This window comes from Flavobacterium salmonis (assembly GCF_903819435.1).
In the GTDB taxonomy this organism is placed as follows: Bacteria; Bacteroidota; Bacteroidia; order Flavobacteriales; family Flavobacteriaceae; genus Flavobacterium; species Flavobacterium chungangense.
This window is the reverse complement of the sequence record NZ_CAIJDP010000060.1, coordinates 580,553-606,021: the sequence shown is the minus strand read 5'-3', so window position 1 is coordinate 606,021 and position 25,469 is coordinate 580,553. Positions and strand designations below refer to the sequence as shown.

Here is a 25,469-nt window from a genome sequence, read left to right as displayed (position 1 = left end):
ACAAAAAGTGGTCACACAGGGCGCTACCGTAACCACCACCGATTATTTGGCAGGGTATCAGTATGAGAACAGCGCACTGAAATTCTTCCCGACCGCCGAGGGCTACGTTGAACCTGAAGCAAGTTCTTATAAATATATATTCCAGTACAAAGATCACTTGGGTAATGTGCGTTTGAGCTATGACAAGACCCTTGCCATCAAGGAGGAAAGCAATTACTATGCTTTTGGACTCAAACAGGAAGGATACAATACTGTGAAAATTGGGGTAGAGAATAAGTATAAGTACAACGGAAAAGAGCTTCAAGACGAGATGGGGCTTAATGTTTATGACTACGGAGCAAGAAGATATGACCCTGCATTAGGACGTTGGCTGTCAATGGATCCATTAGCAGAGAAATACGAAACACTAAGTCCGTATAATTACGTTTCTAACAATCCTGTAAATGCCATTGACCCTGATGGTAGATTAATTGTTTATGTTAATGGTTTGTTGTTTTCTCAAGCATTAGGAATGAAACTTAATCCTTTTAAAAGTTATAGACCTGAAAGTTGGGGGACTCAAATACAACAAGATGGATTACGATTTAATGGGAAACCAATAAATTATTGGGATGTTCCAAATGAAAACGGATACACAACGAGAGGCGAAATCAACGATATGTTTAATGACTACAATAATGTATATGTAAATGGCAGTCATCACTTCAGATCACAGGCTTCTGAACGTTTTGAAATGGGAAGGAAAGCAGGTAACGAGTTAATTGCACAATTGCAAAATGGAACGATAGAATTGACAAATGAAGAGACAATAAAAATTGTTGGTCACAGTCAAGGAGCAGCTCATGCTGCGGGTATGTTAACACAATTATTGGATAGCCAATATGCAGATAGATTAGAAGCAGGTATTTATTTATCTCCACACCAACCTGGTGGATTTTCTCATCCTGATGGAGTTTTTGGAGCACAATTTTCAACTAAGACAGATAGGGTTTCTTCAAGAGCTGGCGTACTAGGGCATTTAATGGAATTATTTAATGGTTCGTCAGAATTAAAAGAAATAAAAGGTTCTGACTTTCTTATGATTAGACCAGAGCATAAAGGCAATAAAGGTGGTCATGACGCAGAATCTTGGAATAACATTTTAAAACAAATCAACGACTTCCTTAACAATTAACATCATGAGAAACTATATAATTTCCTTTATAATTTTATTAACTATGTTTACTTTAAATTCTTGTTCATTATTTATAAAAAAAATAAAATATACTAAAGAAGAATTGGAATGGTATAATGTATACAAAGTAAAAGACAGTTTGGTATTTCAAAGTTTATCAACTCAAAAAAAAGATACAAGCATTATAATTTCAAAAAGAATTTATACTGATAGAGACTGGTTTAGAAGTGTTAATCAAGAAATTATGGATTTGAGATATACAAATAATATTTTTAAAAACCCTACTTATTATGAGAATTCGAGCAATATGTTTAGTAATCACTACCCAAATAGTAATAAGGAGTATAAATATGCTTGTTCCTACCTTAGGTCAAGCTTCTATGTCAATAGCTATACAGAAACTATAGATTTGGTGACTCTGACACTATCACAGAAGAATTTCAATAATGTTTATGAATTAGTTTATAAAAGACCAAAATTCCATGGCGGTAAAGATGATGACCCTGAAACATTATATTGGGATAAACAATACGGAATCATAAAATATGTAACTTTTAAAGGAGAAATCTGGGAAAGGGTTAATTGGGATTAATAAACTTTTATACCTTCTTTTTTGATGACGTAAATTTATGAAAAAATATAGTACTATAATTTCGTTAGCTTTGGTTATTGCTCTTGTGTTGACTTTAGGTTTTTTGCTGAAGAAAAACCGCTTTGTCTATAATTATGGCGACACTTATTATGGAGTACCTACTTAAATTAAAAGACAAAACGTAGCGTTTGCAACGCGGTTAAAACAAAGAAACCACTTCATTACGAAGTGGTTTTTGTTTTTTTATGAATAAGCTTTTTTTGCTTTATAATCCCCGCTCCCGATTACTATGATTTAAGCAAATAAAAAACTATAAAATTTAAATCTTTTTTTTTGCGAATTTTTCAATAAATTTTGCTAACGAAAAGCAATAAGTCTTGCGAAGGGGAAGAGAATATTAATCTCTTTCCTTTCAAAAGAACAATTATAAATTAGACGAACTTTAAGCTATCTCTCTTCTTTCATACATTTTGTTTTTTCCTTCTTCTACTTTTCTTTTATAATAGTGCTTTAATTCTGGATCGCTTGTAATTGCTGATAAGGCGCACATGTGTAATTGTTTTTTTAGTTTTTTGTTTGCCATATAATGTACTTTGGGTTTTAAACGAACACTTTTTCCAGAAGTGTGTTCAAAAGGTACAACTCCAGCATAGCAAGCCAATTGGCGTGGATTTGAATACATCGAAAACTCGTTTGTAAAACAAATTAAAAACAAGGCGGTTACTTTCCCAATTCCTATTACAGAAGTTACCAGTTCATAAATACGAGTAAGATTTTCATCCTGAACTATAATTTCATTTAATTGGTTTTCAATATTTTTTAAATCTAAAGTAATTCCTTTAATGGTGTTTTTTTGAAGTTTTTCAGAAAGTTTAGCCACTTCTAAATCAAAAGATTTTAATTCCTTAGCGTTGCGTGATAATGATGCTTTTGTGGTAACCAATTTTTCACGCAATGACAATAAATTTCTAATCTTATCGGCTTCTTTTCTTGGCATTTTGAAGATGACTGCTTCTTGTTGATTTTTCTTTGCATAATAAGCGATTCTTTCAGCATCTACTTTGTCATTCTTACCTCGTTGAACGCCAATACTACGAATAATTTTTAAAGACATTTCAACCCAAAGTGAGAAATTAAATCCAATTAAATATTTGATAATTAACTTGCCATACATTCCAGTATGTTCCAGACAAACAAGCGTATTCTCACTGGTTGAACCGTGTTCCTTAAGCCATTTACAAAGTAACTTGATTCCTTTGTAATCATTTGCAAACTGGTTATGAATAGATTTTTCTTTAGCCCCTTCTAAAATAACCACTGCATCAAAGTATTCTTTCGACACATCAATGCCAACAAAATGTTTAAATTTGTTCATAAGAAAAGTTTTTAAGGATTAGCAACCAAATTATTGAATACACTCATAACCTTGATATTAGGTCTTAAAACCTGAATTACTATTTGATGCTTATTCAATATAAACTGACAAAGTCCTAATCGGGGGATAAGTCTAAAAACTTTGCGGCGCGAATGGTGTACTTTGTCAGTTTGGTTGTTAATTTAAATTTACGAATGTTTTATTTCACAAATCTAAAGGCTGGTCCGAGCAGAGATAAGTTCAAAGGCTAGCGCGATGCCTCAGGCTCGTGCTCATAAAGTTGGGCAAGCAAAACAAGTCAAAACAACAAAAACCTCGTAATTTGCGAGGTTTTGTCTTTTATAAATAATGACCATATACGGAGTGAATAATAACCGTGTCACTGGTTACTTCATATACGATTCTGTGTTCTTTGTTTATTCTTCTGGACCAAAGTCCGGAGAGTTGGTGTTTTAGTTGTTCAGATTTGCCGGTTCCTGTAAAAGGGTGTTCTGCATGAGCAGATTGTAACGGATATTCAGGATTACTTCAATGATTGCTTATCAGCGTCCATCATAATCATTATACTTTTGCTGTGGATAACGGGCAGGTATTATAAAAATGTAACATTCTGCTTCAAAAAAAAGCCAACAAAGTGAAGACGAAACGAATCATAACTACAAGAGTCCGACTTCACCAGTTGGCACTAAAAACAAGAATTATCTAAAAAAAATATTAATTAAACTGCTGTTTCTACGGCTGCTCTCATTTTCTGAGCGGCAGCAACCATTTCGATCAGTGCTTTTTTGGTTTCATCCCAGTGGCGTGTTTTAAGACCGCAATCAGGATTTACCCATAACTGATCTACAGGAATAACTGCTGAAGCTTTTTCAAGTAAACGAACCATTTCGGTACTTGAAGGAACGCGTGGCGAGTGAATATCATAAACTCCCGGTCCAATTTCGTTTGGATATTTAAAGTTGGCGAAAGCATCTAAAAGTTCCATTTGAGAACGTGAGCATTCGATGGTAATTACGTCTGCATCCATATCGGCAATGTTTTGAATGATGTCGTTAAATTCGCTGTAACACATGTGTGTGTGAATTTGCGTATCATCATTTACACCGGAAGCAGAAATTCTAAATGCTTTTACAGCCCAGTCTAAATAGGTTGCCCATTCTTCTTTTCGTAAAGGCAAACCTTCGCGAATGGCAGGTTCGTCAATTTGAATGATTTTGATTCCGGCTTTTTCCAAGTCTACAACTTCATCACGAATCGCTAAAGCAATCTGTGTGCAGGTTTCAGAACGAGGCTGATCGTTACGCACAAATGACCATTGCAAAATTGTTACCGGCCCGGTCAACATTCCTTTTACCCATTTTGGAGTCAGGGATTGTGCGTATTGTGACCATTTTACAGTCATTGGATTTGGTCTTGAGACGTCTCCGTAAATGACGGGAGGTTTTACACAGCGGCTTCCGTAACTTTGTACCCAGCCGTTTTTGGTAAACGTAAATCCGGCTAATTGCTCTCCGAAATATTCCACCATATCATTGCGTTCGAATTCTCCGTGCACTAAAACATCAATGCCGGTTTCTTCCTGAAAACGAATGGTAGCTTCAGTTTCTTTTTCGATTAAATCGTTGTATTGTTGGGTTGTTAATTCTCCTTTTTTGAATTTTGCTCTCCAGCTTCTCACTTCAGCGGTCTGAGGGAAAGAACCAATGGTAGTGGTTGGAAATAAAGGCAGGTTTAAAGCTTCAATCTGGCTTTTTCTTCTTGTTTCAAAAGTACTTTTGCGTTTGTCATCAGAGGCTGTGATTCCGGCAACACGGGCTTTTACTTCATTATTATGAATTAATTTTGAAATTTTACGGTTTTCGTTTGCCACAACATTTCTTTCGTAATCAGCTGAAAACTTAACATCTGTTTCTTTTGAAGCGAATTGTTTCAATAATACAATTTCGTTGATTTTTTGCTTTGCGAAAGCCAGCCATTGCTTGATTTCCGGAGTTAATGTCTGATTGTTTGTTTCTAAGTCCAAATCGCAAGGACTGTGAATTAAAGAGCAGGATGGAGCAACTAAAATCCTGTTTTCTCCCAATACAGCCGTTGCTTTTTGGATTAATTCTAACGATTTTGTGAAATCATTTTTCCAGATATTTCTTCCGTCAACAACTCCCAAAGACAAGTTTACGTTTGAAGCCAGTTTTCCGGATTCTAAAATATCATCTAACTGAGATGGACAACGAACTAAATCCAAATGGAAAGTATCAACAGGCAAAGCTAAAGCCGTTTCTAAATTCTCTCCGAAACAGTCGAAATAATTCGCTAAAATAACTTTAAGTTTTGGAAAACGTTTGTTGATTTCGTTATACGTTTTTGTGAAAGCATTTCTGTCTTTATCCGTTAAATTTAAAGCTAAAAAAGGCTCGTCGAATTGAATATATTCAGCATTTTCTGATTGTAATTTCTCCAGGATTTCAAAATAAACCGGAAGTAAATTATCCAGAAGATCAATTCGGTTAAAACCTTCTTCTTTTTCTTTTCCTAATAACAAATAAGAAACAGGCCCGATTAAAACAGGTTTTGTTTTAATTCCGATAGCATTTGCTTCTTTGAATTCATTGCTTATTTTTTCTGAAAACAATTCGAATTTTTGGTTTTTTGTAAATTCAGGAACGATATAATGGTAATTGGTATCGAACCATTTTGTCATTTCCATCGCCACAACATCCTGTCCTTCTTTTTGCGCTCCTCTCGCCATTGCAAAATACAAATCAAGTGATGAATTTGATTTGGCGAATTCATAGTAACGTTCCGGAATGGCGCCAACTGTCAAAGTTAAATCCAGGACCTGATCGTAAAAAGAAAAATCATTAGACGGAATCAGATCAACTCCTGCATCCGATTGTAATTTCCAGTTTTTAAGACGGATTTCTTTTCCGGCATCCATCAGTTCGTCAGCCGAAATTTTTTCTGCCCAATACAATTCAGAGGCTTTTTTCAGTTCTCTTTTACTTCCAATTCGAGGGTAACCTAAGTTATTTGTTTTCATTTCTATTTCAGCTTTTTTTACTGTACAAATTTATTGTATTAGATTTTATAACTTATATTTGTAGTATATTTCAGTAAAATAGACTTTTAAAATTGCTTTTTACAGTTTAAATTACTGTTGGTTTCTTTAAAATGAACTTTTAGCCGTAAAAAAAACTATGGAAAACCTGGATAAAACAGATTTGCTTATTCTGAAACACCTTCAGGAGAACTCAAATATTAACACAAAAGATCTCGCCAGTAAATTATTTTTGACAGTAACACCAGTTTATGAACGAATAAAAAGGTTAGAACGTGATGGTTATATCACGAAATATGTGGCTTTACTGGATAAGAAAAAAATGAACCGGGGGATGACAGTTTTCTGCAACGTTCGCCTGAAAGAGCATGCAAAAAATGTAGGAAGCAATTTTGTGAAAGATATTGTTGCACTTCCGGAAATTATAGAATGTTATAATATCGCCGGAGATTATGATTTTATGCTGAAAATATTAGTAAAGGATATGGCTAGTTATCAGGATTTTGTGATGAATAAATTGTCAACTATTGAAAACATAGGAAATACGAATAGTATTTTTGTGATGGGAGAAATTAAACATAGTACGGCACTTGAGTTTTAATCATTATAAAATCGTAAAATAAAATGTATTTTTGGTTTTTAAATCAGAGAGAAAATGAAGAAGGAGAGTTTTGAAATCTCAAATTATTTATTAGCATCAAAACAAAAGCGATTTTTAAACTTTATTATAGATGGTGTAATAAAGCTTATTATCGTTAGATTGATCATAACTTGTCTAAATCTTTCGCAGATTGCAAAACAAATAGATTCATTAGATATGATTGAGCGTTATATGTTTTGGAGTCTTATTAGTTTTGTGTATTACGGAATGACAGAAACATTTCTTTCCCGGTCTCCTGCCAAATATTTTACGAAAACAATTGTTGTCATGGAGGATGGTTCTAAACCAGATGTTATGAACATCCTGACACGAACTTTATTGCGTATTTTTCCTTTTGAAGCATTGAGTTTTTTAAGAGGACGTGCTTTGGGTCTGCATGATAAAAATTCCGGAACTCTTGTTGTTGTAAAATCTAAATTTGAGGAACAAATAAAAGAACATCTTGAATTAATAGCTTTAGAAAAGGCCTAAAATAAAATGTATTTTTGGTTCTTCTAAATCCTAAAATCTAAAATCGTTAATCGACAATCTAATATCATAATGAACTGGGAACAACTTTTATCACTAAAACGCCAAGGCGATACTACCAAAAGATTACGTGTAGAACAAGATGACACACGATTAGGTTTTGAAGTTGATTATGACCGAATCATATTTTCGGCTGCATTTCGATCTTTGCAGGATAAGACTCAGGTGATTCCGCTTTCTAAAACAGATTTTGTACATACCAGATTAACCCATAGTTTAGAGGTTTCGGTTGTAGGGCGTTCGTTGGGACGCCTGGTTGGGAAAAAAATAATCGAAAAATATCCTTATCTAAAAGAAGTTCACGGTTATCATATGAACGATTTCGGAGCTATTGTAGCTGCTGCTTCGTTGGCACATGATATAGGGAATCCTCCTTTTGGACATTCTGGTGAAAAAGCGATTGGAGAATACTTTTCTATCGGAAACGGATTAAAATACAAGGATAAATTAACGGCTAAACAGTGGCAGGATCTTATTGATTTTGAAGGAAATGCCAATGGGTTTTCAGTACTTACGGCAAGCCGTCCGGGAATTGAGGGCGGACTTAGAATTTCGTATGCAACTTTAGGCGCTTTTATGAAATATCCTAAAGAAAGTCTGCCAAAAAAACCAACCAGCAATATAGCAGATAAAAAATATGGTTTCTTTCAGTCAGATAAATTATTCTTTCAGGAAGTTGCTGAAGATATGGGGATGATCGCCAATAAGGAAGAAGAAGACATTGGTTTTGAAAGACATCCTTTGGCATATCTGGTTGAAGCTGCAGATGATATCTGCTACACGATTATCGATTTTGAAGACGGAATAAATCTGGGTTTAGTTTCTGAAGATTATGCTTTAGAATATTTGATTAAACTGGTAAAAGATAACATTGGTGTTACTAAATATAAATTATTAGAAACCAAAGAAGATCGAATCAGTTATCTGCGAGCTTTGGCTATTGGCGCTTTGATTAATGATGCTGTAGATGTTTTTATTGAAAATGAAGAAGCAATTCTGGCCGGGAATTTTCCTTTTGCCTTAACAGATAAAAGCAAATACAAAGCACAGATGAATGATATTATCAAATTGAGTGTTGATAAAATCTATCAAAGCCGTGAAGTTATCGAGAAAGAGATTGTAGGCTATCAAATCATTCAGACTTTGCTGGATAAATTTATAACTGCTTTTAATAACAAATATGAAGGAACTGCTTCAAACTACGATAAGCTGATTTTGAAAATGCTGCCGGAAAAGCATCATTTAGAAAAAGGTAATTTATATGAGCGTTTACTTCATATTTGTCATTTTGTTTCTCTTTTGACAGATGGAAATGCTTTGGAATTATTTAAAACAATTAACGGGCGTAAAAACTAATTAAAAAGCATATACAAGACCAACACCCAGAACCTGTCTTAGCTGGGCTCTTGGTCCGTCATCTACCTGTGATTTTGAACCGGAAACTGGATCAACAACTTCTTTTTTTGTTTTAATATCATCGTCATAAATGATATGAACGCCAATATTTGCTTTTACATAAGCATTAACTACAAGGTCCAGACGGGTATCGTAATCGACATCTACGTTTCCAAATCGGTTTAGGTAATCGGTATATAAACTTAATCTGTTTTCATAAAAAATGTTTTTATATATTTCATTTTTCATGTATCCTGTAAATAAAATACCAAACTCGGCTTTTACTTTTTGTCCTTCTTCAATTAAAAACTTGTTATCTGGATCAAGCGGATCAGGAGCATAAACTGCTTTTTTAACACCAAAAGCTCCCTGATTTGCTAAATATTGATCTAATACCAAAGTGGTTTTTAAAGTAATGGGAGAGAAATAAAATGTTCTGTTTTTTTGTTTGTTTGAGTTTTCAGCTCCAGCTCCCAAAAAGATATAAGCCGGTGCAAAAGGTTTGGAGATGGCAATATCTCTGTTTGGGTAATTATATCCGTTCGTAAATTGAGTATTGAAATTGAATTTAGCCGAGTAATACCAATTTGAAAGCGTATCTTTTCTAAATCCGTAAGTAGAGTTAAATAGGATAGCATCGTCTGTTTTTCGCAATTCGGTACCATCTTGCTTATTCATACCGTATTTTACAATAAGTTCATTAAACCATTTATGATTTTTTTTGTTATATGTTCTTGTAAATTCTCCTTTAAATAATCCAGAAATTGAACTTGTTCCCCCGGCACTCCAGTTAACGAATGCAATTTCTGAAATGTCAAAACCAAGTTTGTTTTTTTTGCTCCAATTAGAAGGTGGTGGCGGCACCTGGCCAGGATCCAATGTAGTTCGGATGATACTCTGAGCAAAATTGTTGGTAGTAAATAAAAAAAACAATAATAAAAGGGTCGATCGGAATAATTTCATTAGGGTAAGCTTTTGATTTTTTTTTGGCGCTGCAAAATACTTATTTTTCAATGTTGGAAAAAAGATTTACTAAACTTTTAACGTCAATTTTGCAAAAATGTTGTTGCTCAATTACTGTGCCATGTTCAATAAAAATGTCCGGAATCCCTAAATTTTCTATTTTTTTTGTAAAATTATTTGCTGATGCATATTCTAAAACCGCACTTCCAAAACCACCAATTTTTGCCCCGTCTTCAATAGTGATTATTTGGTCGAAAGAAATTAAGATTTTGTCTAATAAATCATTGTCTAAAGGTTTTATAAAAGGGAAATCGTAATGAGCGATAGTTTCTGGATTACCTAATTCATTTATGGCAGCAATTACATTATTTCCGATAGCTCCTGTAGATAAAACAGCTGTTTTTGTTCCGGATTTTAAACAACTTGCTTTGCCCAAAGGAATATTTTGATAATTTTTGAAGTTTTCTGCTTCCCATTTTGGTAAAACGCCACGGCCTCTCGGATAACGAATAGCAATTGGATGGTCTAAAGGGACAGACTGAACTGTATATAAAATATTCTGAAGCGCAATTTCGTTGATTGGAGCATAAATAATCATATTTGGAACAGTTCTTAAATAGGCAATATCAAAGATACCATGATGTGTTGCTCCGTCTTCACCCACCAAACCGGCCCTGTCCAGGCAAAAAATAACCGGTAAATTTTGCAAGGCAACATCATGAATAACCTGATCGTAGGCACGCTGTAAAAAAGTCGAATAAATATTGCAGTACACAATCATGCCCTGGGTCGCCATTCCGGCCGCCAATGTAACGGCATGCTGTTCTGCAATTCCAACGTCAAAGGCACGATCGGGCAGTTCATCCATCATAAATTTCAAGGAACTTCCTGATGGCATAGCAGGTGTGATTCCGATGATTTTTTCGTTCTTTTTAGCTAAATCTAAAAGGGTTAAACCAAAGACATCCTGATATTTTGGAGGTAAATTTTCTTCTGATTTTAAATGAATTTCTCCGGTCGAAGCATCAAATTTTCCCGGAGCATGATATTTTACCTGATTTTCTTCTGCTTGCTGCAGACCCTTTCCTTTTGTGGTAACGATATGTAGAAACTTTGGTCCTTTTATCTTTTTTAAACGATTTAATTCTTTGATTAAAGTTGGAAGATCGTGTCCGTCAATTGGACCTGAATAATCAAAATTTAAAGATTTGATGATGTTATTCTGTTTTGGATTTTTTCCGTTTTTAACTGCAGTCAGATATTTTTTTAAAGCTCCCACACTCGGATCAATTCCGATAGCGTTGTCGTTTAAAATGACTAGAATATTAGCGTCAGTAACTCCGGCATGGTTTAACCCTTCAAATGCCATTCCGCTTGCAATTGAAGCATCGCCAATTACAGCAATATGTTCTTTGCTGAAATCTCCTTTTAATTTAGAAGCAATCGCCATTCCGAGTGCTGCAGATATTGATGTTGATGAATGCCCAACACCAAAAGCGTCATAAACACTTTCCTCTCTTTTTGGGAATCCGGAAACGCCTCCAAGCTGTCTGTTAGTATGAAAATTTTCTCGTCTTTCGGTCAGGATTTTATGTCCATAAGCCTGATGTCCAACATCCCAAACCAATAAATCTTCGGGAGTATTAAAGACATAATGCAGAGCAATTGTAAGTTCTACAACTCCCAGACTTGCTCCCAAATGTCCTTCTTTTACAGAGACAACATCAATAATAAATTGACGCAGTTCATGGGCAACCTGGACCAGCTGCTCCTCTTTTAAAAGACGTAAATCGGCAGGATTGTATATGTTGGAAAGTAAATTGCTTTTCATTATTGAGATAAAAAGCAAATTTACGGTTTTAAATTTAATTTTTTTGACAGAGTCTTATTTCAATAAAATAGGAACAGAATACTGCATCCTGATTTTTTTTCCTTTAAATTCGCCAGGTTGCCATTTAGGGCATAAATTCAAAACCCTGATGATTTCTTTTTCAAGAGGTTCTTCAACCGCAGGAGAACATTCAAGAAACGATACAGTACCATTTTTTTCTACTGCAAATGCAAGTGTGAAATTGAGTTTCCAATAACTTACGCCTTCCGGTTTTTTATATTCTTTCATAAAAAAACTATGGAATTGATCAATCCCGCCCGGGAATTCTGCATTTTTATTAAGAGGAACTTCCGGATTAGTTAAGGCTTCCTTTTTTGAAGTACTGTTTTTTTTGTTTTTTTCAGGATTGGTAATATTTTCTTTCGGTTTTACAGATTTTACCTGATTTGCCTTTTTGGGCGATGAAATAACTTCTTCATTATTGAGTTCAATATTTTTTTCAGGATGTTCCGGTTTATCTTCTTTTGAGAGATGAGAGGAATCAGGAATCTGTTCTGATTTGTTGATTTCATCTTTTTCTGCATCAACAACTTCAATTTCGTTATTTTGTTTTTTGTTGCCTGTATCGGTACAGCTAAATAAAGTTGTTCCAATAATAAAAAACAAAGTCAGTAAAAACAGTTTAGTGTAATATTTTTGCATATTTAAAGTGAAATTGATAATGTGTAAGATGATCGTACACTTTGATTTTTTCGTTTTCCGGGAATCCATTTGGGTCCCATTTTTAAGATTCGGATAGCTTCTTCTCCTATTTCTATTGGCGTATTTTTGACGATGTTAAAATTACTCAGACTACCATCTTCTTCTATCACAAATAAGACATCAATTTTACCTTTAGTTGGTGCAGTATAATTTTTATTGAAAAATTTATAGAATTTTTTCATCCCATTTTCAGGAACAGGTAAAACATCCAAATCAGGTTGACTATATATAATATGATATTTAAAATTTCCTGTCTCACTAACATTAGGAGGGATTATTAGTCCCATCATTGTGATTGCGTTGTTGCGTTTTATTTTTTTAGGTTTTTTAGATTCTATCTCATGTCCATAACATGATGAGGCAATTTCTTCATCCTGATTTTGTTCTGTATTGTCAATAATTTCAATCTTATCAATTCTATTTTTGTTCCCATCTTTATCCGAACAACTAAATAAAGTTGTTCCCATAGTAATAAACAAAGCCAGTAAAAATATTTTACGATAATGCGTTTGAGAATATAATACGCGATCTGGAATTTGGATGCTAATAGCATCCAATTGTGACTTTCTAAATCTGCCACAAATACTTCCATTTCGATTTTGAATAAAGAAATGCTGAATTTCATTCGGAAGCATGACAGTAAAATCAACGACTGTTTTAGAACAGCTCATGCAGAAACGTCCATTATCTTTTCGTGTCATCTTATCCCAGTTTTCGTGGCAGGGTTGTGGAATGGTTATTTTATGTTTTTCTTCCATTATTGAAACGATATTGGTAAGCTATATTTAGTTCGGGTTTTTTTACCATTTTGTTCTCCTGATTGCCATTTTGGAGCCAGTTTTAAAACACGTTTTACTTCTGCTTCTATTTTTGGATCAACTTTTTTTGGGAATTCAAATGATGACAAGGAACCATCTTTTTCTATTACGAACGAAACCATAATTCTGGCTTCTGGCTTTTCATTGTCTTCAGGGAGTTTAAATTCGGTTACTAAAAACTGATAAAAACTGTTGATCCCACCCGGATAATATGGAGTTGTTTCAATTGCAGCTCCGGTGATGTAAAGATCTTCTTCTACAATAGAATCTTGCGTAATTGTTTTTGATGATGATTTGTTGTTATCGTAAGTTGTTTCTACACAATCTGTAGTTATCGGTTTTACAAATTTTACAGGAGCATTTTTTGGTGAAGTGGAGACTTCAATAAAATCACTGTTTTTATGTAATACTTTCTCACTCTTGTTTTGTTTTGATTTGTCATCCTCAACAACTTCAATCTTATCAATTCTACTTTTGTTTCCTTCTTTATCCGAACAACTAAATAAAGTTGTTCCCATAGTAATAAACAAAGCCAGTAAAAACATTTTATGATAATGCGTTTGAGAATATAAAATACGATCCGGAATTTGGATTGTAATAGCATCCAATTGTGACTTTTTAAATCTGCCGCAAATACTTCCATTTCGATTTTGAATAAAGAAATGCTGAATTTCATTCGGAAGCATGGCAGTAAAATCAACGACTGTTTTAGAACAGCTCATGCAGAAACGTCCATTATCTTTTGGTGTCATCTTATCCCATTTTTCGTGACAGGGTTCCGGTATGGTGATTTTGTAATTTCTTTCCATGCTTGAATTTCAGGATTTAAAAGTAATAAAAATAAAGTGGAAAATTTCTATTTTTGCAGTTATGATAAATCCTTTCACCGACGAATATTTTATGAAAAAAGCTTTGCAGGAAGCTGAAATGGCTTACGCAAAAGGTGAAATTCCTGTTGGAGCTGTCATTGTTGTGGCTAATAAAGTAATTGCAAGCAGTCATAATTTAACAGAATTGCTAAATGATGTTACAGCCCACGCCGAAATGCAATCCATAACGGCAGCAGCGAATTTTTTGGGTGGAAAATATTTAAAAGATTGTACTTTATATGTGACTCTTGAACCTTGCCAAATGTGCGCCGGAGCTTTGTACTGGAGTCAGATTTCAAAAATTGTTTTTGGTGCCCGTGACGAACAACGTGGTTTTATGGTTATGGGAACAAAACTGCATCCCAAAACTACTGTCGTTTCTGGAATTATGGCCAATGAAGCTGCCGATTTAATGAAACGTTTTTTTATTGAAAGACGTAAATAAATCTCTCTTTTTTACTTCAATTAAATTATTTTAGCTTAAAGAAAATTCCTCTTAAAAAGTTTCGAAAATTATTTTACATTTACTACAATATAATTGGCATTTTGCTTGTTATGGTTTTAATAGTAAAATGTTAAAACGTTCTGTCATTTCTTAAAATTCGTAACCCATTAACTCTAAATAAAAGTGAAAGCAAAAGGATTAGTTCTCGTGTTTTGTGTGTTTTTTATTTTTCAATCTTGCGGCAGAAAATCAGCAGCCGATTTCAATTCCGATTTTTCATTATTTAAAGAGTATATAGTCAGTTTCACGGGAGGATTAGTCTCGTCGGAATCTGATATTCGGGTGGTTTTGGCTTTCGATAAAAAAGACTGGAAAGCCAATCAGGTTTTAGACAGCGATTTATTTGATATTTCTCCAAGTGTCGACGGAAAAGTCGTGGCACTTTCTCCTAACACCATTACTTTTATCCCCGAAAAAAAGCTAAAACCCGGAACAGAATATCAGGTTACTTTAAACTTAGATAAGATTATCACGCTTCCAAAAGAGAAAGAAAAGGAACTCTCTGATTTCAATTTTACGGTCAAAACCATCAAGCAGGATTTTACGATAAATACTGCCGATATTCAATCGTACAGCAAAGAATATCAATATTTAAACTGCGTTTTAAAAACAGCGGATAATATTGATATTGAAACCGCTAAAAAGCTGGTTGAAGCTAAGCAAAAAGGAAATGATCTTAAAATTAAATTTGAGAAAAATTCGGGTTCAGGTAAAGAGTTCCATTTTATAATTGACAGTATTCAGCGTTATTCGGAAGCAACAAATCTGGAGATTATTTACGACGGAAGCGATTTTGATATTGATCAGAAAGGACAAATCGATGTTCCAATTACGAATATAAACGAATTTAAAATTGTAAAAGTCGAAATTCCGGATGGAAGCAATCAGTCGTTAACCATCAATTTCTCTGAGCCTTTAGAAAAAGGACAGGATTTCAAAGGATTGGTTTCGATTCAGAATACCAATAATCTTAAATTTTCAACGCAGGGGAATTTATTGAAAGTTTATTTTAGCAATGAAAAAGCAATTGTTCCAAAAGAAATTCCTGTACCAATAGCGGTTGAAGATTCAGTAGTTTCTCTTGTAGATTCATCAACAGTTATTGTTGATAGTGCGACAGTGGTTATCGATAGTGCTGCGGCTACAGTTGAAGATATTGTTGAAGTGGTAGAAGAGGAAGCGGCCGAGCCGGCGCAAATTATTGTTGGAGATTTATTGGTAGAAGTTTTTCAGGGAATCGAAAGCCAGTATGGCAAAAAAATGGACTCGAATTACACTGAGAAAATCTCTTTTGACCAAATAAAACCAAGTATCCGTTTTATTAAAAATGGAACAATTCTGCCAAGTTCCAATAATTTAAAACTGAATTTCGAAGCTGTAAATTTAAGTGCGGTTGATGTTAAAGTGTATAAGATTTACAAAAACAATATTCTGCAGTTTCTTCAGTATAATGAATTAAATGGCAGTCAGAATCTCAAGAAAGTGGCACAGCCAGTCGCTAAAACAACCTTGAATTTAAGCGAAAGTAAACTGGTCAATCCAAGTAAATGGAACACTTTTGCTTTGGATTTATCTAAAATCATTACACCGGAACCGGGAGCTATTTACAGAGTTGAATTTGTTTATAAAAAGAAATACTCTTTATATAAATGTGAAAATTCAGAAGAAGATTCAAATGATGAAGAAGAGGAAGAAGTGGATGAAAATGACGTCAACTATAGTGGCAATTCCTACGATGATTACTATTATGATGATTACGAATGGAGAGAAAGTCAGGATCCATGTTCTGGTTCTTATTATTACAATGCCAAAATTGCGACTAATATTCTGGCGACCGATGTAGGGGTAATTGCCAAAAGAGGCGAAAATAAATCGTATTTGTTCGTTGTAAATAATATTGTAACGACAGAACCAATTTCGAATGCAAGAGTGGATTTATATAATTTCCAACAACAGAAAATTGGAACGGAAGCTACAAGCAGTGAAGGAATTGCTTCTTTTCAGCTGGATAAATTCGCTTATTTTGCTATTGTTTCTTTGGGAGATCAATCAACTTACGTGAAACTGGATGACGGACTTTCGTTGTCTGTAAGTAATTTTGATGTTGCGGGCGAAACCTTGCAAAAAGGGTTAAAAGGATTTATTTATGGAGAGCGAGGTGTTTGGCGTCCGGGAGATAATCTGTATTTATCTTTCATTTTGAATGATGCTTCAAATAAACTTCCAAAATCACATCCAATCAAATTTAGATTAAATGATCCGAATGGTAAAACCGTTTATCAGACGGTTCAAAAGACTAATGAACTAAATCATTACGTTTTTACAGTTCCAACCAGTGCTGAGGCACCAACTGGGAATTGGGAGGCAATGGTAAGTGTTGGTGGCGCAAAATTTTATAAAAGTATCAAAATCGAAACGATCAAACCAAATCGTTTAAAAATCAAAAATACATTTACCAGAAAGACACTTTCATCGTCTTACCTGAATACAGACAATCTTGAAGTAACCTGGCTTCACGGTGCGATTGCTAAAAATCTCAATGTAGAAATGCAGGCGAAATTTTCTCAGCAAACAACTACTTTCAAAGGGTATGAGAAATTTAGTTTTGATGATTTAGTACGTCAATTCAGCACAGAAGAAATAAATGTGTTCTCCGGAAAATTAAATGAAAACGGAAAAGCATCAGTAAATATTGAACCAAAATTACAAGGTCAGGCACCGGGAATGCTTCGTGCTTCGTTCATTACAAAAGTGTATGAAGAAGGCGGAGATTTTAGTACTGATGTTATTTCGACGACTTATTCTCCATATAAAACTTATGTCGGAATTAAATCGCCGGAACCGAATAAATACGGCATGCTGGAAACCAGAACCAACAATCGTTTTGATATTGTGACGGTCGATGAAAATGGAAGACCAAAATCGGTACGAAATCTGGAAGTAAAAGTATATAAAGTAGAATGGCGTTGGTGGTGGGATGCTTCGAGCGATAATTTATCGAATTATAATTCTTCGAATGCGACAACATCATACAAAACCTTTGTAATCAATACCGATTCAAGTGGAAAAGGAAGTGTTCAGTTTTCGTTAACCGATGAAGAATGGGGACGTTACTTAATCCGTGTTTCAGATAATGCAGACGGTCATGCGACAGCTTTGACTGTAAATATTGATTGGCCAATTTGGTCTGGAAAAACGCGTAACAGAGATGCTTCAACAGCCAATATGTTGGTTTTTTCTACAGATAAAAAAAACTATGCCGTTGGCGAAAAAGCGCAAATCTCTTTTCCTTCAAGTGAAGGCGGACGCGCTTTGATTTCAATAGAAAACGGATCAAAAGTAGTTCAGACTATTTGGGCAAAAACGCAAAAAGGAGAAACAAAAGTTGAGGTTCCGATAACTTCGGCAATGGCTCCAAATGTATATTTTAATATCACATTATTACAACCTCATGCGTCAACGAAAAACGATTCGCCTATTCGTATGTACGGAATTGTTCCGATTGAAGTGGTGGATAAAAACACCATTTTGGTTCCAACATTATCAATGCCGGATGTATTAAAACCAGAGCAGACCTTTACGGTAAAAGTTGGCGAAAAGACAGGAAAGGAAATGACGTATACCATTGCGGTTGTTGATGAAGGTTTACTCGATTTAACTCGTTTTAAAACACCAAATGCCTGGGATAGTTTTTATGTTCGCGAAGCTTTGGGTGTTAAAACCTGGGATATTTATGACGATGTAATAGGAGCCTATGGCGGAAAAATAAATCAGATTTTCAGTATTGGTGGAGATCAGGATTTAGGAGGTGGAAAAGCTAAAAAAGCAAATCGTTTTAAACCTGTAGTGCTTTATTATGGTCCGTTTAAATTAGAAAAAGGGCAAACAAAATCACATCAATTAAAATTACCCAAATATATTGGTTCTGTTCGAACTATGGTGGTTGCGGGCGATGCGAATACAAGTGCTTACGGAAGCGTTGAAAAAGCAACTCCGGTTAAGAGTCCGCTGATGGTTTTGGCTTCGTTGCCAAGAAAAATTTCTCCTTCAGAAAAAGTTACCATTCCGGTTACGGTTTTTGCAACAGAAAATAATATCAAAAATGTTTCGATTCAGATAAAAACAAGCAATGGTTTAAAAGTTATGGGAAGTGCAATGCAATCCTTAACTTTTAGTTCACCTGATGAAAAAATGGCCTATTTCAATTTGGTTGTAGGTTCTGCTACCGGAATTGCAAAAGTACAAGTAATTGCAACTTCTGGAAAAGAGAAATCGGTTTATGATGTTGAAATTGATATGACGAATCCAAACCCGGTTACAAATGCTTTTACTGATGTGATTCTGCCTCCAAACAGTACTAAAACAATTTCATGGAAAACGTTTGGAGTTTCAGGAAGCAATAAAGCAAGATTAGAGGTTTCGTCAATGCCAACGATGAATTTGAATGGAAGATTGCAATATCTTATTCAATATCCTCATGGATGTGTAGAACAAACGACTTCGTCTGTTTTTCCACAATTGTACTTGAATGATGTTGTTGATTTAGATGCGACCCGAAAAGGAATTATTCAAAAGAATATTACTGCCGGAATTGCAAGATTAGGAAGTTTTCAATTATCAAATGGAGGAGTGGCTTACTGGCAGGGAAATACAATTGCAGACGATTGGGGAACTTCATATGCCGGACATTTCTTAATTGAAGCAGATAAAAAAGGCTATGTGCTGCCAATTAATTTCAAATCAAAATGGATTTCGTACCAGCAACGCGAAGCCAAACAATGGCGTTTTGAAGCGAAATACGGAAATGATTTAGCTCAGGCTTACAGATTATACACTTTAGCTTTGGCCGGAAATGCTGATTTATCTTCAATGAACAGATTACGAGAAACCAAAGGAATTTCAAACGAAAGTAAGCTTCGTTTAGCGGCTGCTTATGTTTTGGCGGGTCAAAAATCGGCTGGATTGAATTTGTTTTTACATAGTAAAATTGAAGACGAATCGAGTAACTATAATTATTACTATTATGGTTCAAGCGAGAGAAACAGAGCAATGGCTTTAGAAACAATGCTGCTTTTGGGACAAAAACAAAAAGCATTTGTGATGGCTGCAAAATTAGCCAAACAAATGTCAAACAATCAATGGATGAGCACGCAGACAACGGCTTATTGTTTATATGCAATGTCTAAATTCGCGGTCAGCAATGGTCCTAAAGGAATTAATATTCAGTTCAGAAAAAATGGAAAAGGTGAGACGATTAATACTAAAAAAACAATTGCAGAAAGAAGTTTGGTTGTTCAAACGGGTGCTAATAGCGTAACGCTGAAAAATATTAAAAAGAATACGGTTTACGTACGTGTTTTAAATACCGGAATACTGCCAATCGGACAAGAGAAAGCAATTGAAAGTGATGTTTCGGCTTCTATTGTTTTCAAAAATAGAAAAGGAAGTGTTATTAATGTTTCAAAAATCAGTCAGGGAACGGAGTTTATTGCTGAGGTTACTATTAGAAATCAAAGAAATGAACATGTTAAAAACGTTGCATTATCGCAAATTCTGCCTTCAGGTTTTGAAATTGTAAATACCCGTTTTACAGATTATGGAGACGCAACAAGCAATATTGCCGACTATATTGATATTCGTGACGACAGAACTAATTTCTATTTTGGAATGAAAGCCGGAGAAACAAAAGTCTTTAGAATTCTGTTGAATGCTTCTTATTTAGGAAATTATTATCTGCCTGGATTACAATGTGAGGCTATGTATGATAATACATTCTTAGCCAGAACAAAAGGATTCTGGGTTGAGGTTGTGAAGTAAATTTCAAGATATGTGTATCCTAACAGGTTTTTGAAACCTGTTAGGACAAAAAAACTCCCAAATCACTTTGAAAAATAAATTAATTGCGTTCTCACAACGCATTATAAATTGGATAAAAAAGAATAAAATAAAATCAGCAAGTGTATTTATACTCTTGTTGATTTATTATTTCTCCATACCCCGAACATTATTTCAGGAACCCTATTCAACGGTAATTGAAAGTAAAGAAGGAGAACTGCTTGGTGCAAAAATAGCCAACGATGGACAATGGCGTTTTCCTGCGCAAGACAGTGTGCCTGATAAATTCAAAAAATGTATTGTCTATTTTGAAGACGAATATTTCTATAAACATCCTGGTTTTAATCCTGTGGCGATGGTAAATGCCATTAAACAAAATAACAAAGCAGGGAAAGTTGTTCGAGGCGGAAGTACGTTAACACAGCAAGTTATACGATTATCAAGAAAAGGAAAAGGAAGAACTTATTTTGAAAAATTAATCGAAATTATTCTGGCAACACGATTAGAATTGGGCTATTCTAAAAATACAATTTTAGAAATGTATGCGGCTCATGCTCCTTTTGGAGGGAACGTCGTTGGCTTGGAAATGGCTTCCTGGCGTTATTTTGGCGTGCAATCGAACCAATTGTCGTGGGCGGAAAATGCGACTTTAGCTGTTTTGCCAAACGCTCCAAGTTTGATTTATCCCGGCAAAAATCAGATCAAATTATTGAATAAACGGAACAGACTTTTATTAAAATTGCATCAGGAAGGAATAATTGACAAACAGACCTACGAACTTTCTGTAGAAGAACCATTACCCCAAAAACCTTATGATTTGCCTCAAATTGCACCTCATTTATTACAGCGTGTGGCAAAAAACGAAGAAGGAACCAGGGTAAAAACAACCATAGATTACGCTCTGCAAAATAGGGTCAACCAAATTGCGAAGTATTATTACAACCAGTACAAGCAGAATGAAGTAAACAATCTGGCGATTTTGGTAATTGATGTTTCGAACAGAAATGTGATGAGTTATGTTGGAAATGCTCCAACAGACAAAGACCATCAAAAAGATGTTGACATTATTGATGCACCAAGAAGTACCGGAAGTATTTTGAAACCGCTTTTGTACGCCGGAATGCTTGACGATGGTGAATTATTGCCGAACACTTTAGTGGCTGATGTGCCAACTCAAATTGCAGGATATACACCGCAGAATTTTAATCTAACATTTGATGGCGCTGTTCCGGCGCATCGTGCATTATCACGTTCCTTAAATATTCCGGCAGTTTTGATGCTGCAGGATTTTGGCGTGAATAAGTTTTATGAAGAATTACAGAAATTCAAATTGAGAGACATTAATAAAACTCCTGATCACTATGGATTATCACTTATTTTGGGTGGTGCCGAAAGTAACTTATGGGATTTGTGCCGAACCTATGCAGGATTATCATCGACAGTAAATTATTACACTAAAAATCAAGCAAAGTATCGAACAAAGGAATTTGCAGAACTGAATTATAAAAATGATTTTGAACCTGATTTTGGTTCGGAAACCGATCAAAAAAACATAATGGGAGCCGGAGCAATTTGGCTAACCTATAACGCAATGGAAGAAGTGAACAGACCAGAAGGCGATGAAGCATGGAAGTTTTATGACAGCTCCTTGAAAATTGCCTGGAAAACAGGAACTAGTTTTGGAAATCGAGATGCCTGGGCAATAGGAACAAATTCGAAATATGTAGTTGGAATTTGGGTTGGGAATGCAACAGGTGAGGGAAGACCAACTTTAACAGGAGTTACTAGTGCAGCACCCATTTTATTTGATGTTTTTAATTTATTACCAAGACAAAAATGGTTTGAAACGCCTTATAAAGATTTAGAAAATGTTCAGGTTTGCCGTTTAAGCGGCTATTTAGCCAAAGAGGATTGCCCAAAAATTAAACAGTGGGTTTCTAAAAAAGGAAAATCAACTGCTGTTTGTCCGTATCATAAAAAGGTACATTTGGATAAAACAGAGCGATTTCAGGTCAATAGCAGTTGTGAAAGTGTTGATGATATCGTGACTAAAAGCTGGTTTGTTTTGCCTCCGGTAATGGCCTGGTATTATAAAAGTCAGCATATCGAGTATTTGCCGTTGCCTCCGTTTAAAGAAGGCTGCGAAGGAGTTCAATCTAAAACAATGGATTTTATTTATCCGAAAACAAACAGTAAAATTTATTTAACGAAGAATTTTAACAGCGAAGTACAGCCGGTAATTTTGAAAGTAGCTTATTCGGAAAGAGATAAAGAATTGTTTTGGTACGTGGACGATGTTTATAAAGCGACGACAAAAACGTTTCATGAATTACCTATTACGCCAACTTCAGGGACACATTACATTACGGTTGTAGATGCTTTTGGAAATGAAATTAGAAGAAGAATAGAAATTGTGAGGGAATAAATTTTTAAAATTCCAATTCCAAAACAGCTGAATAAATTCCAAATTCCAATTTTTAGAAATAATATATTGTTTGTCAGGCTGAGCGGAGTCGAAGCCATTTTGTATCGGAAAGCCTTCGACTCCGCTCAGGATGACATTATGATTTATTAGAATATTTTTGATATAAAATCATCTTATGAAAATGAGAGCCTTAGCCCAGATAGGAGCGGTATCCTTTTTCTGGCTCCTTTAGCCAGGAAAAGATACAAGTGGATAGCTGGAAATAGCTCCTAAAAAAAGCAAATTTTAATTTTCTTATAGGCTTAAAATTTATAATAAAAAGAAGCCATAAAAAAACCGCCAGTCTTTCGAGAGGCGGTTTTTGTTTTTATTCTGAAATAACATTTCCTTTTTTATCGTAGAAATGATATTCTAAGTACGTGTAAGCGTCACGAGGTATGATTTTCACCCATTTCTTATGCTCAAAAAACCATTTTGAACGTAAGGATGGAAAACCTTTACTGAGGTAAGCAGCCACAAAAGGATGTACATTAAGTACAACATTTTTGTGGGTTTTTAAAAGTCGGTCTAAATCCAGTGCGATTTTATCAATGATTAAAATTGGCGCTTCAATTTCGCCATTTTCATTGTTTGGATCTTCTTCTCTGGTTTTAATATTAACTTCTGGTCTTACGCGCTGTCTTGTAATCTGTACTAAACCAAATTTACTTGGCGGTAATATTTTATGTTTTGCTTTATCGTCGCTCATTTCTTCTCGCAAGAAGTCGAACAAAACTTTCCTGTTTTCAGGATTAGACATATCGATAAAATCAACTACGATTATTCCACCCATATCACGGAGACGAAGTTGTCTGGCAATTTCAGCGGCAGCAATCATATTTACTTCCATGGCGGTATCTTCCTGATTAGTCGCTTTATTAGAACGGTTTCCGCTGTTTACGTCTATAACGTGAAGAGCTTCAGTGTGTTCGATAATAAGATAAGCACCTTTGCTCATCGAAACCGTTCTTCCAAATGAAGTTTTGATTTGTCTCTCTATATTGTATTTCTCAAAAATCGGAGTGTCGTTTGATTGATAAAACTTCACAATTGATTGTTTTGAAGGTGCAATCTCTTGCAGGTAATCCTTCGTTTGATGAAACAACTCTTCATCATCTATTTGGATACCGCTGAAGGTATCATTAAATACATCTCTTAATATTGAAGAAGCTCTGTTAAGCTCTCCTAATACTTTGGATGGATGATGAGCAGTTGGTAATTTTTTACACATTGCAGTCCATCTGCCAAGCAGGTTCTGCAAATCTTTTTCTAATTCGGCTGTATTTTTGCCTTCGGCTACTGTGCGAACAATAACACCAAATCCTTTAGGTTTGATCGATAATACAAGTTTTTTTAGACGATCCTTTTCCTTTTTGTCTTCTATTTTTTGTGAAATAGAAACACGGTCAGAAAACGGAACGAGAACAATAAATCTTCCTGCCAATGAAAGCTCAGCGCTTATCCTTGGACCTTTGGTAGATATAGGTTCTTTTACAACTTGTACTAAGACAGATTGATTGGCACTTAAAATATCAGTAATGATGCCATCTTTGTCAATCTCTTTTTCAAACTGAAAGGTCTTTAGGGAGAAATCTTTTAATTTACCTGCGCTTACAAGTTTTATGAATTTCAGTTGGGAAGCTAAGTTCGGTCCTAAATCGTGATAATGTAAAAAGGCATCTTTTTCGAAGCCTACATTTACAAAAGCAGCATTAAGTCCTGCAACAGGTTTTCTGATTTTGGCAATAAAAATATCACCAACCTGAAAGTTGCTCTTCTCTTCTTCCTTGTGTAATTCAATTAGTTTTCCATCTTTTAATAAGGCAAAATCTACGAAATCTGAACTTGATCGAATAATTAATTCTTTATTCATTTGTAAATTTTTATCCGTGAATTGGTTGTCGGTTGTTTGTGTTGATAGTTGTCGGCAAAATAACCAATAACCATAAACCAAAAACCATCAACTTCTACAAGGATGGATTAAACAATATTTTTAACAGGTATTGTACCCGGGGAGTTAGATTTTTGTATTATTTGATTGTTTGATTTTTAGAAATCTAATAATCGAACTACCTGGCGATCTTATAATCTAATCTCAATTTCAATGAACGGTTTAAAAAGAAAAAAGTAGTTTAAAACTACTTTTTCTTTTTGTGACGGTTAGCTCTCGCTCTTTTTTTTCTTTTGTGAGTAGCTACCTTATGTCTCTTTCTTTTTTTACCACTTGGCATATCGTGTCGATTTTATGATTAATTAATAGTATTATTTTGCTTCGTTGTTTGTTTTAACTCCTTCTACAAAAACTTTTGCAGGTTTAAAAGCAGGAATATTGTGTGCAGGAATTTTGATTGTGGTATTTTTAGAAATGTTTCTTCCTGTTTTTTCAGCTCTGGTCTTTACGATGAAACTTCCGAAACCTCTTAGGTAAACATTGTCACCAGTTTCTAATGAAGTTTTAACTTCTTCCATAAAAGTTTCTACTGTTGCTTGAACATCTCCTTTTTCAAGACCTAGTTTCTCTGAAATCTTTGCTACGATATCTGCTTTCGTCATTTTCTTTCCTATTTTTATTTTATAAATGATGTACTATTTTTTTGAGTTTGCAAATATAGGAATTAAAAAAATAATTAATCAAGCTAATT

At 34.7% G+C, this 25,469-nt stretch carries 18 protein-coding genes and 1 pseudogene; 9 read left to right on the top strand and 10 right to left on the bottom strand.

The genetic code is table 11. The features are described 5' to 3' along the window. From FLACHUCJ7_RS25580 to FLACHUCJ7_RS25535, 3 genes are all read left to right on the top strand, one after another. A partial coding sequence (locus tag FLACHUCJ7_RS25580) for an RHS repeat domain-containing protein (protein ID WP_180908446.1) occupies positions 1 to 1,174 on the top strand: 1,174 nt, incomplete at its 5' end. A 4-nt stretch (positions 1,175 to 1,178) separates the two neighbouring features. Further along, on the top strand, positions 1,179 to 1,766 hold the full coding sequence (locus FLACHUCJ7_RS07375) for a hypothetical protein (RefSeq protein ID WP_180908445.1): 588 nt from the start codon (positions 1,179 to 1,181) through the stop codon (positions 1,764 to 1,766). 37 nt (positions 1,767 to 1,803) lie between these two features. Further along, entirely contained in the window at positions 1,804 to 1,932 is a 129-nt protein-coding gene (locus FLACHUCJ7_RS25535) for a hypothetical protein (protein ID WP_262891020.1), read from the top strand. Between the two features lie 276 nt (positions 1,933 to 2,208). Here the strand turns inward: FLACHUCJ7_RS25535 and FLACHUCJ7_RS07370 are convergent, their stop codons facing one another. From FLACHUCJ7_RS07370 to metE, 3 genes and pseudogenes are all read right to left on the bottom strand, one after another. After that, positions 2,209 to 3,141 (bottom strand): IS110 family RNA-guided transposase, encoded by a 933-nt coding sequence (locus tag FLACHUCJ7_RS07370; protein WP_180908444.1) that lies wholly within the window; start codon positions 3,139 to 3,141, stop codon positions 2,209 to 2,211. Between the two features lie 339 nt (positions 3,142 to 3,480). Further along, positions 3,481 to 3,624: pseudogene (locus FLACHUCJ7_RS07365) on the bottom strand (Txe/YoeB family addiction module toxin); the annotation flags it as partial. Positions 3,625 to 3,859: 235 nt separating this feature from the next. After that, complete coding sequence (gene metE, locus FLACHUCJ7_RS07360) at positions 3,860 to 6,178, bottom strand: 5-methyltetrahydropteroyltriglutamate--homocysteine S-methyltransferase (protein ID WP_180908443.1); 2,319 nt, start codon at positions 6,176 to 6,178, stop codon at positions 3,860 to 3,862. A 157-nt stretch (positions 6,179 to 6,335) separates the two neighbouring features. On the opposite strand from metE, the gene FLACHUCJ7_RS07355 reads away from it, so the two are divergent. The 3 genes from FLACHUCJ7_RS07355 (at position 6,336) to FLACHUCJ7_RS07345 (ending at position 8,741) form a co-directional block, all read left to right on the top strand. Continuing rightward, entirely contained in the window at positions 6,336 to 6,797 is a 462-nt protein-coding gene (locus FLACHUCJ7_RS07355; protein ID WP_031454329.1) for an Lrp/AsnC family transcriptional regulator, read from the top strand. Positions 6,798 to 6,851: 54 nt separating this feature from the next. Continuing rightward, positions 6,852 to 7,328 carry an RDD family protein gene (locus FLACHUCJ7_RS07350; RefSeq protein ID WP_180908442.1) on the top strand — a complete coding sequence of 159 codons (477 nt, stop codon included), beginning with the start codon at positions 6,852 to 6,854 and terminating at the stop codon, positions 7,326 to 7,328. Between the two features lie 69 nt (positions 7,329 to 7,397). Then, on the top strand, positions 7,398 to 8,741 hold the full coding sequence (locus tag FLACHUCJ7_RS07345; protein ID WP_078227171.1) for a deoxyguanosinetriphosphate triphosphohydrolase: 1,344 nt from the start codon (positions 7,398 to 7,400) through the stop codon (positions 8,739 to 8,741). Here FLACHUCJ7_RS07345 and FLACHUCJ7_RS07340 read toward each other — a convergent pair whose 3' ends face one another. Genes FLACHUCJ7_RS07340 through FLACHUCJ7_RS07320 form a run of 5 tightly spaced genes read right to left on the bottom strand, consistent with a single transcriptional unit; the run spans position 8,742 to position 13,963 of the window. Next, positions 8,742 to 9,743, bottom strand: a complete 1,002-nt coding sequence (locus FLACHUCJ7_RS07340; RefSeq protein ID WP_180908441.1) for a DUF3078 domain-containing protein — start codon at positions 9,741 to 9,743, stop codon at positions 8,742 to 8,744. A gap of 40 nt (positions 9,744 to 9,783) precedes the next feature. Continuing rightward, positions 9,784 to 11,574 carry a 1-deoxy-D-xylulose-5-phosphate synthase gene (locus tag FLACHUCJ7_RS07335; protein WP_180908440.1) on the bottom strand — a complete coding sequence of 597 codons (1,791 nt, stop codon included), beginning with the start codon at positions 11,572 to 11,574 and terminating at the stop codon, positions 9,784 to 9,786. Between the two features lie 54 nt (positions 11,575 to 11,628). Continuing rightward, positions 11,629 to 12,276: a hypothetical protein gene (locus tag FLACHUCJ7_RS07330; RefSeq protein WP_180908439.1), complete on the bottom strand. Its 648-nt coding sequence runs from the start codon at positions 12,274 to 12,276 to the stop codon at positions 11,629 to 11,631. A gap of 2 nt (positions 12,277 to 12,278) precedes the next feature. After that, positions 12,279 to 13,094 carry an energy transducer TonB gene (locus tag FLACHUCJ7_RS07325; protein WP_078227175.1) on the bottom strand — a complete coding sequence of 272 codons (816 nt, stop codon included), beginning with the start codon at positions 13,092 to 13,094 and terminating at the stop codon, positions 12,279 to 12,281. Continuing rightward, positions 13,094 to 13,963, bottom strand: a complete 870-nt coding sequence (locus FLACHUCJ7_RS07320; RefSeq protein ID WP_180908438.1) for an energy transducer TonB — start codon at positions 13,961 to 13,963, stop codon at positions 13,094 to 13,096. Before FLACHUCJ7_RS07320 ends, FLACHUCJ7_RS07325 begins: the two co-directional genes overlap by 1 nt. A 61-nt stretch (positions 13,964 to 14,024) precedes the next feature. On the opposite strand from FLACHUCJ7_RS07320, the gene FLACHUCJ7_RS07315 reads away from it, so the two are divergent. From FLACHUCJ7_RS07315 to pbpC, 3 genes are all read left to right on the top strand, one after another. Next, entirely contained in the window at positions 14,025 to 14,468 is a 444-nt protein-coding gene (locus tag FLACHUCJ7_RS07315; RefSeq protein ID WP_078227960.1) for a nucleoside deaminase, read from the top strand. Between the two features lie 183 nt (positions 14,469 to 14,651). After that, the gene (locus FLACHUCJ7_RS07310; protein ID WP_180908437.1) at positions 14,652 to 20,345 is read left to right on the top strand and encodes an alpha-2-macroglobulin family protein; all 5,694 of its coding nucleotides are present in this window, start codon (positions 14,652 to 14,654) and stop codon (positions 20,343 to 20,345) included. A gap of 67 nt (positions 20,346 to 20,412) precedes the next feature. Continuing rightward, complete coding sequence (gene pbpC / locus FLACHUCJ7_RS07305; protein WP_180908436.1) at positions 20,413 to 22,788, top strand: penicillin-binding protein 1C; 2,376 nt, start codon at positions 20,413 to 20,415, stop codon at positions 22,786 to 22,788. Positions 22,789 to 23,155: 367 nt separating this feature from the next. On the opposite strand, the gene FLACHUCJ7_RS07300 is transcribed toward pbpC, so the two are convergent. Both FLACHUCJ7_RS07300 and FLACHUCJ7_RS07295 read right to left on the bottom strand, forming a co-directional pair. Next, positions 23,156 to 24,700: an Rne/Rng family ribonuclease gene (locus FLACHUCJ7_RS07300; protein WP_078227179.1), complete on the bottom strand. Its 1,545-nt coding sequence runs from the start codon at positions 24,698 to 24,700 to the stop codon at positions 23,156 to 23,158. A 389-nt stretch (positions 24,701 to 25,089) separates the two neighbouring features. Further along, positions 25,090 to 25,392, bottom strand: a complete 303-nt coding sequence (locus tag FLACHUCJ7_RS07295; RefSeq protein WP_255347995.1) for an HU family DNA-binding protein — start codon at positions 25,390 to 25,392, stop codon at positions 25,090 to 25,092. Positions 25,393 to 25,469: the final 77 nt, after the last annotated feature.

Excerpts from the sequence above, each read along its gene's own strand:
- FLACHUCJ7_RS25535 (WP_262891020.1), top strand. The coding sequence starts at position 1,804 with ATGAAAAAATATAGTACTATAATTTCGTTAGCTTTGGTTATTGCTCTT.
- FLACHUCJ7_RS07330 (WP_180908439.1), bottom strand. The coding sequence starts at position 12,276 with ATGCAAAAATATTACACTAAACTGTTTTTACTGACTTTGTTTTTTATT.
- FLACHUCJ7_RS07300 (WP_078227179.1), bottom strand. The coding sequence starts at position 24,700 with ATGAATAAAGAATTAATTATTCGATCAAGTTCAGATTTCGTAGATTTT.
- FLACHUCJ7_RS07370 (WP_180908444.1), bottom strand. The coding sequence starts at position 3,141 with ATGAACAAATTTAAACATTTTGTTGGCATTGATGTGTCGAAAGAATAC.
- metE (WP_180908443.1), bottom strand. The coding sequence starts at position 6,178 with ATGAAAACAAATAACTTAGGTTACCCTCGAATTGGAAGTAAAAGAGAA.
- FLACHUCJ7_RS07335 (WP_180908440.1), bottom strand. The coding sequence starts at position 11,574 with ATGAAAAGCAATTTACTTTCCAACATATACAATCCTGCCGATTTACGT.
- FLACHUCJ7_RS07350 (WP_180908442.1), top strand. The coding sequence starts at position 6,852 with ATGAAGAAGGAGAGTTTTGAAATCTCAAATTATTTATTAGCATCAAAA.
- FLACHUCJ7_RS07315 (WP_078227960.1), top strand. The coding sequence starts at position 14,025 with ATGATAAATCCTTTCACCGACGAATATTTTATGAAAAAAGCTTTGCAG.
- FLACHUCJ7_RS07325 (WP_078227175.1), bottom strand. The coding sequence starts at position 13,094 with ATGGAAGAAAAACATAAAATAACCATTCCACAACCCTGCCACGAAAAC.
- FLACHUCJ7_RS07355 (WP_031454329.1), top strand. The coding sequence starts at position 6,336 with ATGGAAAACCTGGATAAAACAGATTTGCTTATTCTGAAACACCTTCAG.
- FLACHUCJ7_RS07320 (WP_180908438.1), bottom strand. The coding sequence starts at position 13,963 with ATGGAAAGAAATTACAAAATCACCATACCGGAACCCTGTCACGAAAAA.
- FLACHUCJ7_RS07345 (WP_078227171.1), top strand. The coding sequence starts at position 7,398 with ATGAACTGGGAACAACTTTTATCACTAAAACGCCAAGGCGATACTACC.
- FLACHUCJ7_RS07375 (WP_180908445.1), top strand. The coding sequence starts at position 1,179 with ATGAGAAACTATATAATTTCCTTTATAATTTTATTAACTATGTTTACT.
- FLACHUCJ7_RS07340 (WP_180908441.1), bottom strand. The coding sequence starts at position 9,743 with ATGAAATTATTCCGATCGACCCTTTTATTATTGTTTTTTTTATTTACT.